Origin of the sequence: Streptomyces sp. NPDC058619 (assembly GCF_042717785.1) — a bacterium.
GTDB lineage: Bacteria > Actinomycetota > Actinomycetes > Streptomycetales > Streptomycetaceae > Streptomyces.
Map to the genome: position 1 here is coordinate 1 of NZ_JBHXQN010000096.1, position 13,778 is coordinate 13,778.

Sequence of the window (13,778 nt, forward strand, 5' to 3'; positions counted from 1 at the left end):
GAGCCGAGGCGCGGGCGGCGGCGCCTGCCGGCGGCGGCCGCGGCGGCGGCCGCGGCGGCGGCCGTCACCCTGCTGGCCTGCGCCGGAGCCGTGTACTACTCGACGTGCCCGAGGGGGAGGGGGCGGCTCCTCATGAGGGCCCCGGTGTCATGCCGGCTCCGTCCGCGGCCTCCGCGTACCGGCCCGGCCATGCGCAGGCCGAACTCACCGCCCCCGACTCCGGCTACGAGTTCGACCTCAAGACGGGTCGGGTGGTGCCCGAGGAAACGGCCACCTGGTACCTGGCGCGCGACGGTCAGGCCTTCAGGCCTTCCTCCCGTCCGAGGAGTCGGACGTCTTCGTCGCCGTCGCCGACGCCGCGGAGCGGACGGCGGACGACTGCGTGCGCGGCATCGAGACGCGGCCCGCCGCCACCCTGCCCTTCGCCGCGCTCGCGAAGGCGCGGCCGTTCTGCGTGCGCAGTCCGGACCGGAGCGAGGTCGCGATCGTCCGGCTGGTCGAGGCCGCCGCTGACGGCTCCGTCACGATCACCGCCGACCAGTTCCGCCGCAACTGAGGCGCCCCGGCCCGCGCCCGGCCCGCGGGCCCCGCCCGGCTCGGGGCTCGGCAGCTTCCGGGCGAAACCACCCCGGGGCGGCCGCCCGTACCAAGACTTCCCGCCCCCGTGCCTTGACTGAATTTTCATGCGGTCGGCGCCCGCTCCCGGTTCCCGACCGTGCACCGGTTCCGGACCGCACGCCCGCCCCCGGCTCGGACGCCCGCCCGGACCGTACGCCCGGTGACGGGCCGCGTACATTCGCGCGGGCGGGCCCCGGTAAGGTGCGGGGCATGGCGTCTCGCAGCACTCAGATCCTCGAAGCGGCCGCCCGGGTCATCGCCCGGCGCGGGGTCCGCGGGCTGCGCGTGGAGGAACTCGCGGCCGAGGCGGGTGTCTCCACGGCCTTGATCTACTACCACTTCAAGGACCGCACGGGGGTCCTGCGTCAGACGCTCGAGTTCATCAACGACCGCGCCGAGCGCTACACCACCGAGCGCGACCCGGACGATCCGCCGCTCACTCCCCGCGAGGAGCTGGAGGAGACGCTGCTGCTGGAGCTCCAGGACACCCCGGAGGTCCGGGAGAACAGCTCGGCCTGGGGCGAACTGCGGGCGAGCGCCGTCTTCGACGAGGTGCTGCGCGAGGATCTCGCCAGGGCCACCCTGGTGTGGGTCCAGGAGGTCGCCGCGCTGCTGGGCCAGGTCCAGCCGATGGCGTCGGCGTCCTCGCTCGCCGCCGCTGCCGAGCGGCTCACCGCGCTCCTGGAGGGGCTCAGCATGCGCTGGCTCAGCGGCGGAACCAAGATCGGGCACGCGCGCGAGCTCATGCGCGGCGCCATCGACGCCGAACTGGCCGGCCTCCGCCAGAACTGAAGCACCCGGACCGCCGTCGCCCCTGCGGAGCGGGGCCGACGCGGTCGCCGTAACAGCGGTGTCTGCACTGTCTACGTGTCAGCGGTGGCGCCGTGCGCCTGCCCTCCGTGTTCCCCTGTGACGGGCACCTATCGCTGCCCCACCCATTGACTGATTTTTCAGTCGGGTGAAGGCTGCGCCGAAGGAAATGAGACATCCCATGGCTGATTACCGTATGCCCGCCGAGTGGACCGCGCACGAGGGCTGCCTCATCGCCTGGCCCACGCGCGAGGAACTGTGGGGAAGCGTGCTCGCCGAGGTGAAGGAGGAGTACGCCGACGTGGCCCGCGCCCTCGCCGCCTTCGAGCCCGTGACGATGGTCGCCCCGCCCGGCCACGGCGAGGACGCCCGCGCCCACTGCGGGGACGGCGCCTGCATCACCGTGATCGAGGTGCCGATGGACGACTCCTGGTTCCGTGACAGCGCCCCGCTGTTCGTCCTCGACGGTAACGGGAACCGGGCCGGCGCGGACTTCCGCTTCAACGCCTGGGGCGGCAAGCACAGCCCGTACGACGCCGACGACCGGGTCAGCGCCCTGCTGCTGGAACACCTCGGGGTGGAACGGATCGCCTCCGACATGATCCTCGAGGGCGGCGCGATCACCGTCGACGGCGAGGGCACGCTGATCACCACGGAGCAGTGTCTGCTGCACCCCAACCGCAACCCCGGCATGAGCCGCGACGAAATCGAGGCCGAGCTGAAGGCCCGGCTCGGAGTCACCAAGGTCATCTGGCTGCCGTACGGCGGCCTGCTCGACACTGAGACCGACGGCCACGTCGACGGCGTCTGCGCCTTCGCCGCGCCGGGCACGGTCGTCGTCTCCCTGCCCGACAACCCCAATCACCCCGACTACGCCCGGATGCGCGCCAACCGCGCGGTGATCGAGGCCGCCACCGACGCCCGCGGCCGCCGGCTGGAGATCATCGACGTACCGCAGACGGCCTTCGGCGAAGTCGCCGACGGCGAGATCGAGGTGTCGTACCTGAACTACTACGTCGCCATCGGCGGCGTGGTCGTCCCGGTGGCCGGGCTGGCCCAGGACGAGGACGCCCTCGCCGTGATCGCCACCGCCTACCCCGGCCGCAAGGTCGTCGGCGTACGGGCGCTCGCCATCGCGTTCGGCGGCGGAGGCGTGCACTGCATCACGCAGCAGATCCCCGCCGCGCGCACCGCGACCCCCACGGCCACCGCCGGCTGACCAGGACGCCGACCGTTCCCAGCGGACCGCCCACCCGCGCCGCCGCGCCGTTCCCGGCCAGCAGGGGCCGGGGATCGTCCTCGACCACCGGGACCCCCGAGTCGTCCACCACCACGACCGGGAACTCCGTGATGATGGACAGGCGCTCCGGCCGGGGCCCGATCCCCAGGTGCCAGCGCAGTTCGGCCACCTCCGTCGCGGAGATCTCGTCCCGCAGGTCGACGGCGGCCGTCAGCTCATGGATGTCGCTCACCCGACGAACCCTAGCGAGGCGGGTGAGCCGAGCCCCTGGCCGATCCGGGAGTCGAGGCGCTCCGTGAGCCGGCCGTAGAGCTCGGGGCGGCGGGTCCGCATCAGGCCGAACTCCAGCCAGTCGCGGCGCTGGTCGAGGTCGAGGTCGGCGACGAGCACGGCGGGGCGCTCGCGCGGGGCGCGCAGCATGACCCGGCCGTAGGGGTCAGCGATGAAGAACCGTAGAAGGTGGAGCGGTCCTCGGTGCCCACCCGGTTGGGCAAGATCATGAAGAGCGCGTTGGCCAGGCCGTTGGCGCTGATGGTGTGCTCTCGCAGGGGCCGCGTGTCGAAGTCCGGCAGGTCCACCTCGGATCCGATCGCGGTGGGGTGGACGAGGACCTCGGCGCCGTGCAGGGCGTAGGCGCGGGCGAGTTCGGGGAACCACTCGTCCCAGCAGGTGGGGAAGCCGAAGCGGGCGCCTTCGAGGGCGACGACCGGGAAGCCGCTGTCGCCGGGGCGGAAGCAGAGATCCTCGCGGTAACCGGGGAAGGCGGGGATGTGGTTCTTGCGGGTCCGGGCGACGAGCGCGCCGTCGGGGTCCACGCAGATGGCGGTGTTGTACCCGAGGCCGCCGTCCCCTGCGCGCTCGTAGAGGGAGGCGTGGACGGTGATGCCGAGGTCGGTGGCGAGCCCGGCGGCCAGGAGGGCGGTCGGCCCGCCCTCGACCTCCTCCAGGTAGCGGGCGGCGCCGTCGGCCATCGGGTAGTCGGTGTTGCAGAAGTAGGGGCTGCGGGTCAGCTCGGGCAGGCACACCACCGTGGCCCCCTGTGCGGCGGCCAGGACCACGCCCTCGCGCAGCCGGGCGTCGTGCTCGTCCTCGTCGGCGTACCAGCGCGTCTGGACGAGGCCGACGCGCAGGGGGTCGCGCTCGGCGGGCTCCGTACGGGCGGCTGAGCCGAGGGGGGAGCCGTAGGAGGTGAGGAGTTCGTACGAGGTCACGGGGCGAGCCGCCTTCCGAGTTTCCTGACTGAAATTTCAGCAGAATTCGCGAAACGGCGGCGCCCGTCAAGGGACGATCTCAACGGACCATTCCAAGCGACGGCCGCCCTCCCTCAGCGCGGCCCGCGCCCGCCGCGCCGGCGGTTCCGGTACCGGGCGCGCCACCGCGCGAGGAGCTCCCCGGGCGTGCGGGCCGACGGAGTGGGCTCGGCGGGCCACTCCTCCTGCCGGGTCAGCGGAACGGTCGGCATGAGGTAGCGCATGTGCTCTGTCTCCAGCACGCAGAGGGGTATCCCGCCCGGGTCGTCGGGGTGCTCCAGGCGGACCGTGAACGGCTGCGGCGGCTCGGTGGTGATCTCGCCCCGCACGAGGGTGACCGCGTCGCGGCCGGTGCGGATCGAGGACACGACCTTCCCGTCGACGAGGACCTCGACGTGGTGGCGCGGCAGGTCGCACAGGACGGTGATCGAGTGCCCGTCCTGGTCCAGGTGAAAGCGCTGATGGGCCGCCACGGCAGCCTCCCGGTCCGATCCTGCCCCCAGCGTACGACGACACCCCCGGCCCACCGCCGGTGCCGCGAAACCGGTAGCGGCGCCCGGCGGCTTGGCCGTGAGTGACCCGGGCTGTGCTCGTAGCGCACGGGGCGGCTCGTCCCGGGGCGAACCCGGACGATCGAACATACGATGGGCGGAAACCGGCGCGGGCGGCCCGCCGCGCCGCAGTACAGGCCTCTCGGGGTGGGAGACGTATGGCACAGGTCGCCGACGCAGCCCGGACCGTCATCCTGACCGTGGACGACGACCCGGGCGTCTCCCGTGCCGTCGCCCGCGACCTGCGCCGCCGCTACGGAGCCGCGTACCGGATCGTGCGCGCCGAGTCCGGGGAGTCCGCCCTGGAGGCGCTGCGCGAGCTGAAGCTGCGGGGCGACTGGTGGCCGTGATCCTCGCGGACTACCGGATGCCGCAGATGGACGGCATCGAGTTCCTCGAACAGGCCCTGAGCGTGTACCCGGGCGCCCGGCGCGTGCTGCTGACCGCGTACGCCGACACCAACGCGGCGATCGACGCGATCAACGTCGTCGACCTCGACCACTACCTGCTCAAGCCCTGGGACCCGCCGGAGGAGAAGCTCTACCCTGTCGTGGACGACCTCCTGGCCGCCTGGCGCTCCAGCGGCTACCGGCCGGTGCCCGCCACCAAGGTCGTCGGGCACCGCTGGTCGGCGCGCTCCTCGAACGTACGGGAGTTCCTCGCCCGCAACCAGGTGCCCTACCGGTGGTACTCCTCCGACGAGCCCGAAGGGCGGCGGCTGCTGGAGGCGGCCGGGGCCGACGTACAGCGGCTGCCCCTAGTGATCACCCCGGAGGGCACCGTGCTGGTCGAGCCGGAGGCGCACGATCTGGCCGCCCACGTGGGGCTCGCCACGACCCCCGCCGCCGACTTCTACGACCTCGTCGTGATCGGCGGCGGTCCGGCCGGCCTCGGCGCGGCCGTGTACGGGGCCTCCGAGGGGCTGCGCACCGTCCTGGTCGAGCGGTCGGCGACCGGCGGGCAGGCCGGATGGCCGTCATCGCCCAGGGCTCCTACTCGCGCGAGGCGCTCGCCGACCTCATCGAGATCCAGGACCGCACCGCCGAACGCGTGGCCAAGGCGCCGGTGTTGAGCCCGCTGGAGGCCTCCGACCGGGAGGACGAGCTCGCCGACTGGCTCGACGACCACGGCATCGCGGAGGGCTGGCGGATCGCGCCGACCTTCGTACAGGCCGGACTGGACACCGACTGGCTGGAGCAGGTCGCCGCGACCGTGGCCGAGGACATGCTGCCGGGGGCGGTCGGCTGGCTCAACTACACGGTCGAGACCGAGCTGTTGATGGACGAGATCGACGACTCCACCACCCGCATCTCCCACCTCGTGGACGCCGCCAAGCAGTACTCGCAGCTCGACCGCGCTCCCCACCGGGTCGTCGACGTCCACGAACTCCTCGACAGCACCCTGCTGATGCTGGCCGGCAAGATCGGCCCCCGGGTCCGGGTGGTCAAGGAGTACGACCACACCCTCCCGGACGTGCCCGCCTACCCGGCGGAGCTCAACCAGGTGTGGACGAACCTCATCGACAACGCCGTCTTCGCTCTTCGCAGCACCGGCCTCGACGGCACGCTGACCGTCCGCACGGCCCGGCAGGGCGACCGGCTGCTGGTGGAGTTCCGGGACACCGGGCCCGGCGTCCCGGCGGACATCCGCAGCCGCATCTTCGATCCCTTCTTCACCACCAAACCGGTCGGCGAGGGCACCGGACTCGGCCTGGACATCTCCTGGCGGATCGTCGCCGACAAGCACCACGGCAGCCTCCAGGTCGAGTCCGCGCCGGGAGACACCCGGTTCCAGGTGCTGCTGCCGCTGACCGACCCGGAACGGACCGGGGCCGCTGCCGGGATCGGGGCCACTGCCGGGACCGAGGCCGCTGCCGGGACCGAACCCGTGGCCCGGCCCCGAACCATTACCGAGGAGGAGCCCGCATGACCGTCACCGACGGAATCGACCCGAGCGCCCGGCCCACCGGAACCGGCTGCGCCGACTGCGACGCCGCGGGCGGCTGGTGGTTCCACCTGCGGCGCTGCGCCCAGTGCGGCCACATCGGCTGCTGCGACTCCTCGCCCGGCCGGCACGCCACCGCCCACTGGAAGTCCACCGGCCACCCGCTCGTGCAGAGCTTCGAACCGGGCGAGCCGTGGTTCTGGGACTACGGCAGCAACGAGCTGTACGAGTCCGGCCCCGAGCTGGCGCCACCGGCAGCGCACCCCGCCGACCAGCCGGCGCCCGGACCCGCCGACCGGGTCCCGCAGGACTGGAAGAAGCTGCTGCAGTAGGCGCCCTCCACCACAGGGCCGGGCCCGACTGTGGTGGTCGTACACATGGGAGCGGCGCGTGCGCGTCACGCATGCTTCCCGCCATGACAAGCGCAATCACCCTCCCGTCCGGGGGGACACCGGCGGCCGCCCTGGCGGGCCGCACCGCCATGGTGACCGGCGCCGGCAGCGGGATCGGGCGGGCCTGCGCCGCAGCGCTCGCCGCCGCCGGGGCCCTCGTCCACGTGGTGGACATCGACGCCCGGGCGGCTGCGGCCACCGCCGCGGAGGTCGGCGGCCGGGCGCACGCCGTCGACCTCGCCCGGAGCGACCTCCTGGAGGAACTCCCCGCCGAGGTCGACATCCTGGTCAACAACGCGGGGCTCCAACACGTCGCGCCGCTGGCCGAGTTCCCCCCGGACCGCTTCGAACTGATGCAGAAGGTGATGGTCCGGGCGCCGTTCCTGCTGATGCGGAGGACCCTGCCGCACATGAGCGCGCGGGGCTGGGGCCGGATCGTCAACATCTCCAGCGTGCACGGCCTGCGGGCCAGTGCGTTCAAGGCCGGATACGTGACCGCGAAGCACGCCCTCGAAGGGCTCAGCAAGGTCGCGGCACTCGAAGGCGCGCCGCACGGGGTGACGAGCAACTGCATCAGCCCGGGCTACGTGCTCACACCCCTCGTGGAGGAGCAGATCGCGGCGCAGGCCGCGGCGCACGGCATCGACGCCGAGCGGGTGGTCGGCGAGGTCCTGCTCGGCCGCTCCGCGGTCAAACGGCTGATCGAGCCGGAGGAGGTCGCCGCCGTGGCCGTATGGCTCTGCGGGCCGCACACCGGGTACGTCACCGGCGCGTCGCTCCCCGTGGACGGCGGCTGGACCGCCGCCTGAGGCCTCCGCGCGCGGCCCTGCCCTGCCCCGCCCTCCCCGCAGTCCTTGCCCTCCCCGCATGCCCCTGCCTTCCCCGCATGCCCCGCCCTCCCGACCGCTCCCAGCCGAAAGGTGGTTGCCCCCGCCATGGCCCAGCCGACCCCGCCATCCCCGCCGACCCCGCCATCCCAGCCGACTCCGCCCTCCCGAGGCGGCATCGGCCGCGTCATCAGCGCCAGCCTGATCGGCACCACCATCGAGTGGTACGACTTCTTCCTCTACGGCTCCGCCGCCGCGCTCGTCTTCAACAAGCTGTTCTTCCCCAGCAGCGAGCCGCTGGTCGGAACCCTGCTCGCCTTCCTGACGTACGCCATCGGCTTCGCGGCCCGCCCCCTGGGCGGACTGGTCTTCGGTCACTACGGTGACAAGATCGGCCGGAAGAAGCTGCTCGTCCTCAGCCTGCTCCTCATGGGCGGGGCCACCTTCGCCATGGGCCTGCTGCCCACCCACGCGAGCATCGGCGTCGGCGCACCGATCCTGCTGACCCTGCTGCGCCTGGTCCAGGGTTTCGCACTCGGCGGCGAGTGGGGCGGCGCGGTCCTCTTGGTCTCCGAGCACGGGGACGACAAGAACCGCGGCTTCTGGGCCTCCTGGCCCCAGGCCGGCGCCCCCGGCGGCAACCTGCTGGCCACCGGCGTGCTCGCCCTGCTGGCCGCCGTCCAGTCCGAGGAGGCGTTCCTCGCCTGGGGCTGGCGCATCCCGTTCCTGCTCTCCGGCGTCCTGGTCGTGATCGGCCTGTGGATCCGGGTGTCGGTCTCCGAGTCCCCGCTCTTCCTGGAGGCCCGGGCGAAGGCCGCCGAGGAGGCGGCCGCCGCGGGCGTCAAGGAGACGCTGCCGATCACGGAGGTGTTCCGGTCGCACTGGCGGTCCGTCCTCACCGCGATCGGGACCCGCCTCGGCGAGAACATCTCGTACTACATCCTCACCGCGTTCCTGCTCGTCTACGTCACCACCCACCTCGGGCTGTCCAAGAGCCAGGGGCTGAACGCCGCCCTCATCGGTTCCGCCGTCCACTTCGTCACCATCCCGGCCTGGGGCGCGCTGTCCGACCGCATCGGCCGCCGCCCGGTCACCCTGATCGGTTCGATCGGCATGACCGGCTGGGCGTTCGTGTTCTTCACGATGCTGGACACCAAGTCCTTCCCGGTGATCGCAGCGGCCGTCACCATCGGGCTCGTCCTCCACGGCGCCATGTACGGACCGCAGGCCGCCTTCATCTCCGAGATGTTCGACACCAGGGTCCGCTACTCCGGTGCCTCGATGGGATCCCAACTGGCCTCCATCATCGGCGGCGCGCTCGCCCCGATCGTCGCCGTCGCCCTGCTCGACGGCTACGGCTCGTCCCTGCCGATCTCGGTCTACCTCGCGGTCGCGACGCTCGTCACCACGCTGACCGTCCTGGTGGCCAGGGAGACGCGCGGGCGTAGCCTGGCGCAGGACCACGAGCCGGCCGGCCCGGCGGTCCCCGGCAGCCGCCGGCCCGCGCACGAATCGATCCCCGCCGACAGGTGAGCTCCGGCCGCCCGCCGCGCCCCGCCGGCAGCGGCGGGCTTCCCGAGCCACGGAGAGCGCCCATGTCCACCCCCGCGACGAACTCCGGTGCCGGACCGGCCCCCACCGCCCTGCGGCAGCTCCTGGACCTGCTGGAGCAGGGCGCGCCACCCGACCGGTTCGCGCGGGTGGCCGAGGCGGCCCGGGACGCGGCGGCGGACGCGTCGGAGGCCGCCGACATCGCCGAGGCCGCCCAGGTGGCCCTGCGCGTACGGCGTACGCTCACCCAGCACCGGCGCCGCGAGGTCGAGCTCGCCGCACTCTTCGACACCGCCGGCGACCTGGCGGCCCTGAGGGACCTGGACGCCGTACTGCGGGCGATCACGCACCGGGCCAAGCTGCTCCTCGGCACGGACGTCACGTACCTGTCCCTCAACGACGAGGAGGCGGGCGACACGTACATGCGGGTGACCGACGGCTGCATCTCGGCGGCGTTCCAGCGGGTGCGGCTGGGGATGGGCGAGGGCCTGGGCGGGCTGGTCGCCGAGTCGGCCCGCCCGTACACCACCGGCGACTACGGCACGGACCCGCGCTTCAAGCACACCGCGACGATCGACGCCGCCGTCACCGAGGAGGGGCTGCGGGCCATCCTCGGCGTACCACTGCGCCTGGGCACCCGGGTGATCGGCGTCCTGTACGCCGCGGACCGCACGGCCCGTACCTTCGCGCCGGACGAGGTCGCCCTGCTCTCCTCCCTGGCCGACCACGCCGCGATCGCCATCGACAGCGCCCGGCTGCTGGACGAGACCCGTACCGCGCTGGTCGACCTCAACGAGGCTTCGCGGACCATCGAGGCGCACAGCGAGGCCATGGGGCGGGCCGCGGACGCCCACGACCGACTGACCGACCTCGTCCTGCGCGGAGGGGACATCGCGGAGGTCGCGACGGCCATCGGCGCCGTCCTCCAGGGCGGGACGCTCATCCACGACGCGGACGGGGCCGAACTCGCCCGGGCGGGTGCGGACCCCCAGGCCCCGCCGGCGCGGGCCGTCGCCGCCTCCCGGGCCGGGGGACGGGCCGTTCCGGTGAACGGCACCTGGGTGTGTGCGGTCCTGGCGGGGCCCGAACTCCTCGGCAGCATCGCCCTGACCGGACGCGCCGACCTCGGGGAGGCGGACCGCCGCCTCTTCGAGCGTGCCAGTGTGGTCACCGCCCTGCTCCTGCTGCTGCGCCGCTCCGTAGCCGAAGCCGAGGACCGCGTACGCGGCGAACTCCTCGGGGACCTGCTCGCGCGGGCCGCGGACCCCACCAGCCTGGCCGCCCGGGCCCGCCGGCTCCGGGTGAACCTTGACCGTCCGCACGCGGTGTTCCTGCTCCACGCCGGTACGGCGCCCCGCGGGCGTTTGCTGGCCGCGGCCGCCCGTTCCGCGCAGAGCCGCAAGGGGCTGGCGGGACTGCACCACGACGACGTGGTGCTGGTCGCCCCGTCCGAGGCCCCCAGCGCCGATGCCCGCACGCTCGCGGACGAGCTGGGTCAGGCCGTGGCCGCCCCGGTCACCGTCGGCGCCGCGGGCCCGGTCAGCGGCGCCGAGGGCTTCGCCGACGCCCACGCGGAGGCCCGCCGCTGCCTGGGGGCCCTCCGGGCCCTGGGCCACGCGGGCACCGGGGCCGCGCTGGCCGAACTGGGCTTCCTCGGCGTACTGCTCGGCGACCGCACGGACCTCGGCGGCTACGTGGAGCAGACCCTCGGTCCCGTGATCGCGTACGACGCGAAGCGCGGCACCGATCTCCTGCGCACCCTTCAGGCGTACTTCTCCGCGGGCATGAGCCAGTCCAAGGCGAAGGACGCCCTCCACGTGCACATCAACACCGTGGTGCAGCGGCTGGAACGCATCGGCCAACTCCTCGGCCACGACTGGCAGTCCCCGGAGCGGGTGCTGGAGATCCAGCTCGCCCTGCGCATCGCCAGGGTCTCGGCGGCGGGCGTCGGCGGCGGCCGCGAGGGCGGCTGAGCGCACCTGCGGCCACGCGGGGGCCGATACTCTTGACGGGGTGGATAGTTAGGGGCCATATTATCTTCATGGACGCACGCGAATCCTTGCCCGAGGAGAGCCCGACGCTGGACCAGGCCCGGCGCCAGATCCGGCGCTACGGCCTCGACGCCGACCCGCAGGCCGTCCTGGTCGCGGTGCGGCTGATGGCCGCCGGAGCCCGGCTCGGCCAGGCGAGCGAGGTCCACTTCTCCCGGTTCGGCCTGTCCACCGGGCGCTATCGGCTCCTCGCGGACCTGGAGGACAGCGAGGGCGAGAAGTCGCCGTCGCTCCTGGCCGCCAGCCTCGGCGTGTCCCGCGCGACCGTCACCGGACTCATCGACTCCCTGGAGAAGGACGGGCTGGTCCTGCGCCGGCCGTCCGCGCAGGACGGGCGCGCCTCGGTGGTCGTCCTGACCGCCCGCGGCGCGCAAAGGCTGCGCGACCTGGCCCCCGACCACTTCCGCCGCCTCCAGGCGATGGTGGCCGACCTCAGCGTCGAGGAGCGGACCGTCTTCCTCGACCTGCTCGCGCGCGTGACCCGGGGCATCGGTGCGCTGACCGGGCAGTAGCCGGCGCCCGCGCGCGCCCGGCGCGCCCGCCTCCTCGTGCGCAGCTCGCGCGCGCCGCCCCCGTGCGTCGTTTCGCATGACCATGTAGTTAGGCACCTAATTATTAGTTGAAGGAGAAGTCGTCTTGGGTACACGAAGAAGCGTTCCGATCGCCGGGGAGCGGCCGCCGCCGCGCTTCGTCCTCTGGCGCGAGGTGCTGGTGGCCTACGCCGCCCCCGCCCTGACAGCGGGTGCCGGGGGCCTGGTCTCCGGGCGGCACGACCTGGCCGTGGCCGCCCTCACCTCCATCGCGGGCACCTCGGCGCTCGTCGCCGCCCTCACCGGCGCCCGGCTCCGGCGTACGGGCATCCGGCCCCGCCGGTCCGCCTCCCTGCCGAAGCCCGTCCTGGCGGCGGGGGCGGGGCTGATGGCGGCCGCCGTCGCGGCCGGGGTCGCGCACCTCGCCGTCGAGGGCCTGGCGGCGTGGCCGCTGCCGACTCCGTTCCCGTTCCCGTCCGGCTCGCCGTGGCCCGAACGCCTCCGGCTCGACCTTCCGCTGTCCGCCGCGCTCGCCGCCGCCATCACCACCTGGCGCTGGCGCGGAGCCACGCACGGCGCGCGCTGACCGGGGCCGCCCTCCGGCCGCACATCCCACGGCCGCACCACTCCACCCGCCACCTCCACCTCTGCCCGCCACCTCTGCCGGCCCCGCGCGACCCGCGCACGGGCCGCAACGGAAGGACACCGAATGATCGTCGTCATGGGCGCCACCGGCGCCACCGGAAGCGCACTGCTGCACCGACTCGCCGAACTCGACGTACCCGTCCGGGCTTTGAGCCGTGACCCCGACCGGCTCCGGAGTCGCCTCGGCAGCGCCGTGCTCGCGCGGACCGAGGTCCTGGCCGCCGACGCCGCCGACCCCGCGTCCCTGCGGGCCGCCTTCACCGGCGCGAGCCGGCTGTTCCTCACCATGGCCAACGGCCCCTCCCAGGTCGCCCTGGAGACCAACGCGATCGCTGCGGCCGCCGACAGCGGCATCGGGCACATCGTCAAGATCTCAGCGCCCGGCGCCGGCCCCGGTTCTCCCGTGGCCGTCGCGCGCGGGCACCACGCCGTCGAGGAGGTCCTCCGCAGCTCGGGGGTCACGGGTACCGTCCTGCGCCCCTACGCGTTCCTGCAGAAGCTGCTCCTGCTCGCGCCCGGGGTGGCCGCGGGCGGCGTCTTCCACGGCGCGATGGGGGACGCGGCCTGCAACTACATCGACTGCCGCGACATCGCCGACGTGGCGGCCGCCGCGCTGACCCGGCCCGAACTCGCCGGCCGCACCTACACCCTCACCGGCGACCGGACGTACTCCCACCCCCAACTCGCCGCCCTGCTCGGCAACCTGCTGCGCCGCGACGTGCGGTACGTCGACCTGAGCGGTGCGGACCTGCACCGCCACCTCACCTCCACCGCCGGCATGCCCGACTGGCTCGCCGCCCACGTGGTGGAGATCCAGCGCATGGCCACCACCCACCCGGAAGAGCCCGACGGCACCGTGTCCCGCATACTCGGCCGGCCGCCGCGCACCCTCGAAGCCTTCCTCCGCGAGCACCTGGACCTCTTCCGGGACGGTAGGCCGCTGTCGGCGGAAACCCGCGCACCGAACTGACGGCGGGAGCCGCGCGGGGCGCCCGTCGCCGGACCGGACCGGGGCGGCTGCGCCGGGCGCCGGTCGCGAGGAGGCGCCGTCGAGGACGGGGACGAACGGGTCGAGGATCTCGACCGCCGAGTCCTGTACCCCCGCTCCCCGCACCGCCGAGGAGGGGCGGAGCCGTACGGCGCGGGCTGAACACACACGCGGGCCTGCCGGTACGGGAGGTGCCGGCAGGCCCGCGCGCTCATGTGGTCCGCACCGCTGCCCTGTGGGCGGGAGTTGGGGCTCCCGCACGGGCTCGGACCGGATGGTGGTTTCGGGGTCTAGAAGGTGAGGTTCCAGGCGTCGATGGTGCCGGTGTCGCCGTTGGCGTTGTCGTTGACGCGGAGTTTCCAGGTGCCGTTGGCGGTTTCG

The 13,778-nt window shown here is 73.6% G+C and carries 15 protein-coding genes and 2 pseudogenes; 12 read left to right on the forward strand and 5 right to left on the reverse strand.

All coding sequences use genetic code 11. The features are described 5' to 3' along the window. Positions 1–382 precede the first annotated feature (382 nt). The 3 genes from ACFWTC_RS37195 (at position 383) to ACFWTC_RS37205 (ending at position 2,647) form a co-directional block, all read left to right on the forward strand. Positions 383–556 carry a hypothetical protein gene (locus ACFWTC_RS37195; RefSeq protein ID WP_384030388.1) on the forward strand — a complete coding sequence of 58 codons (174 nt, stop codon included), beginning with the start codon at positions 383–385 and terminating at the stop codon, positions 554–556. Between the two features lie 272 nt (positions 557–828). Beyond that, positions 829–1,410 (forward strand): TetR/AcrR family transcriptional regulator, encoded by a 582-nt coding sequence (locus ACFWTC_RS37200; RefSeq protein WP_383932453.1) that lies wholly within the window; start codon positions 829–831, stop codon positions 1,408–1,410. A 199-nt stretch (positions 1,411–1,609) separates the two neighbouring features. Further along, the gene (locus ACFWTC_RS37205; RefSeq protein ID WP_383932455.1) at positions 1,610–2,647 is read left to right on the forward strand and encodes an agmatine/peptidylarginine deiminase; all 1,038 of its coding nucleotides are present in this window, start codon (positions 1,610–1,612) and stop codon (positions 2,645–2,647) included. Here the strand turns inward: ACFWTC_RS37205 and ACFWTC_RS37210 are convergent. From ACFWTC_RS37210 to ACFWTC_RS37225, 4 genes are all read right to left on the reverse strand, one after another. After that, entirely contained in the window at positions 2,592–2,900 is a 309-nt protein-coding gene (locus tag ACFWTC_RS37210) for a hypothetical protein (RefSeq protein WP_383932457.1), read from the reverse strand. The genes ACFWTC_RS37205 and ACFWTC_RS37210 overlap by 56 nt on opposite strands. After that, on the reverse strand, positions 2,897–3,058 hold the full coding sequence (locus ACFWTC_RS37215) for a hypothetical protein (RefSeq protein WP_383932459.1): 162 nt from the start codon (positions 3,056–3,058) through the stop codon (positions 2,897–2,899). Before ACFWTC_RS37215 ends, ACFWTC_RS37210 begins: the two co-directional genes overlap by 4 nt. Beyond that, positions 3,001–3,879, reverse strand: coding sequence for a nitrilase-related carbon-nitrogen hydrolase (locus ACFWTC_RS37220; protein ID WP_383932461.1), 879 nt, complete (start codon positions 3,877–3,879; stop codon positions 3,001–3,003). Before ACFWTC_RS37220 ends, ACFWTC_RS37215 begins: the two co-directional genes overlap by 58 nt. Before the next feature lie 113 nt (positions 3,880–3,992). Further along, positions 3,993–4,391: a hypothetical protein gene (locus ACFWTC_RS37225; protein WP_383932463.1), complete on the reverse strand. Its 399-nt coding sequence runs from the start codon at positions 4,389–4,391 to the stop codon at positions 3,993–3,995. Positions 4,392–4,627: 236 nt separating this feature from the next. Here ACFWTC_RS37225 and ACFWTC_RS37230 point away from each other — a divergent pair. From ACFWTC_RS37230 to ACFWTC_RS37270, 9 genes and pseudogenes are all read left to right on the forward strand, one after another. After that, positions 4,628–5,448 (forward strand): annotated as a pseudogene (locus tag ACFWTC_RS37230) (response regulator); the annotation flags it as partial. Further along, a pseudogene (locus ACFWTC_RS37235) lies at positions 5,436–6,398 on the forward strand (sensor histidine kinase); the annotation flags it as partial. The pseudogenes ACFWTC_RS37230 and ACFWTC_RS37235, both read left to right, overlap by 13 nt. After that, entirely contained in the window at positions 6,395–6,745 is a 351-nt protein-coding gene (locus ACFWTC_RS37240; protein ID WP_383932465.1) for a UBP-type zinc finger domain-containing protein, read from the forward strand. The pseudogene ACFWTC_RS37235 and the gene ACFWTC_RS37240, both read left to right, overlap by 4 nt. 83 nt (positions 6,746–6,828) lie before the next feature. Next, positions 6,829–7,614, forward strand: a complete 786-nt coding sequence (locus ACFWTC_RS37245) for a 3-hydroxybutyrate dehydrogenase (protein ID WP_384030386.1) — start codon at positions 6,829–6,831, stop codon at positions 7,612–7,614. Between the two features lie 126 nt (positions 7,615–7,740). Further along, the gene (locus tag ACFWTC_RS37250; RefSeq protein WP_383932469.1) at positions 7,741–9,165 is read left to right on the forward strand and encodes an MFS transporter; all 1,425 of its coding nucleotides are present in this window, start codon (positions 7,741–7,743) and stop codon (positions 9,163–9,165) included. A 62-nt stretch (positions 9,166–9,227) separates the two neighbouring features. Then, a complete protein-coding gene (locus ACFWTC_RS37255; RefSeq protein WP_383932471.1) occupies positions 9,228–11,156 on the forward strand; it encodes a helix-turn-helix domain-containing protein in 1,929 nt (642 codons plus the stop codon). A gap of 68 nt (positions 11,157–11,224) precedes the next feature. After that, positions 11,225–11,746 (forward strand): MarR family winged helix-turn-helix transcriptional regulator, encoded by a 522-nt coding sequence (locus ACFWTC_RS37260; RefSeq protein ID WP_383932473.1) that lies wholly within the window; start codon positions 11,225–11,227, stop codon positions 11,744–11,746. A 124-nt stretch (positions 11,747–11,870) separates the two neighbouring features. Beyond that, positions 11,871–12,350: a hypothetical protein gene (locus ACFWTC_RS37265; RefSeq protein WP_383932475.1), complete on the forward strand. Its 480-nt coding sequence runs from the start codon at positions 11,871–11,873 to the stop codon at positions 12,348–12,350. A 123-nt stretch (positions 12,351–12,473) separates the two neighbouring features. Beyond that, on the forward strand, positions 12,474–13,379 hold the full coding sequence (locus ACFWTC_RS37270; RefSeq protein ID WP_383932477.1) for an NAD(P)H-binding protein: 906 nt from the start codon (positions 12,474–12,476) through the stop codon (positions 13,377–13,379). 308 nt (positions 13,380–13,687) lie between these two features. Here the strand turns inward: ACFWTC_RS37270 and ACFWTC_RS37275 are convergent. Beyond that, positions 13,688–13,778 (reverse strand): proprotein convertase P-domain-containing protein (locus ACFWTC_RS37275; RefSeq protein ID WP_383932479.1); only part of this gene is annotated, 91 nt, incomplete at its 5' end.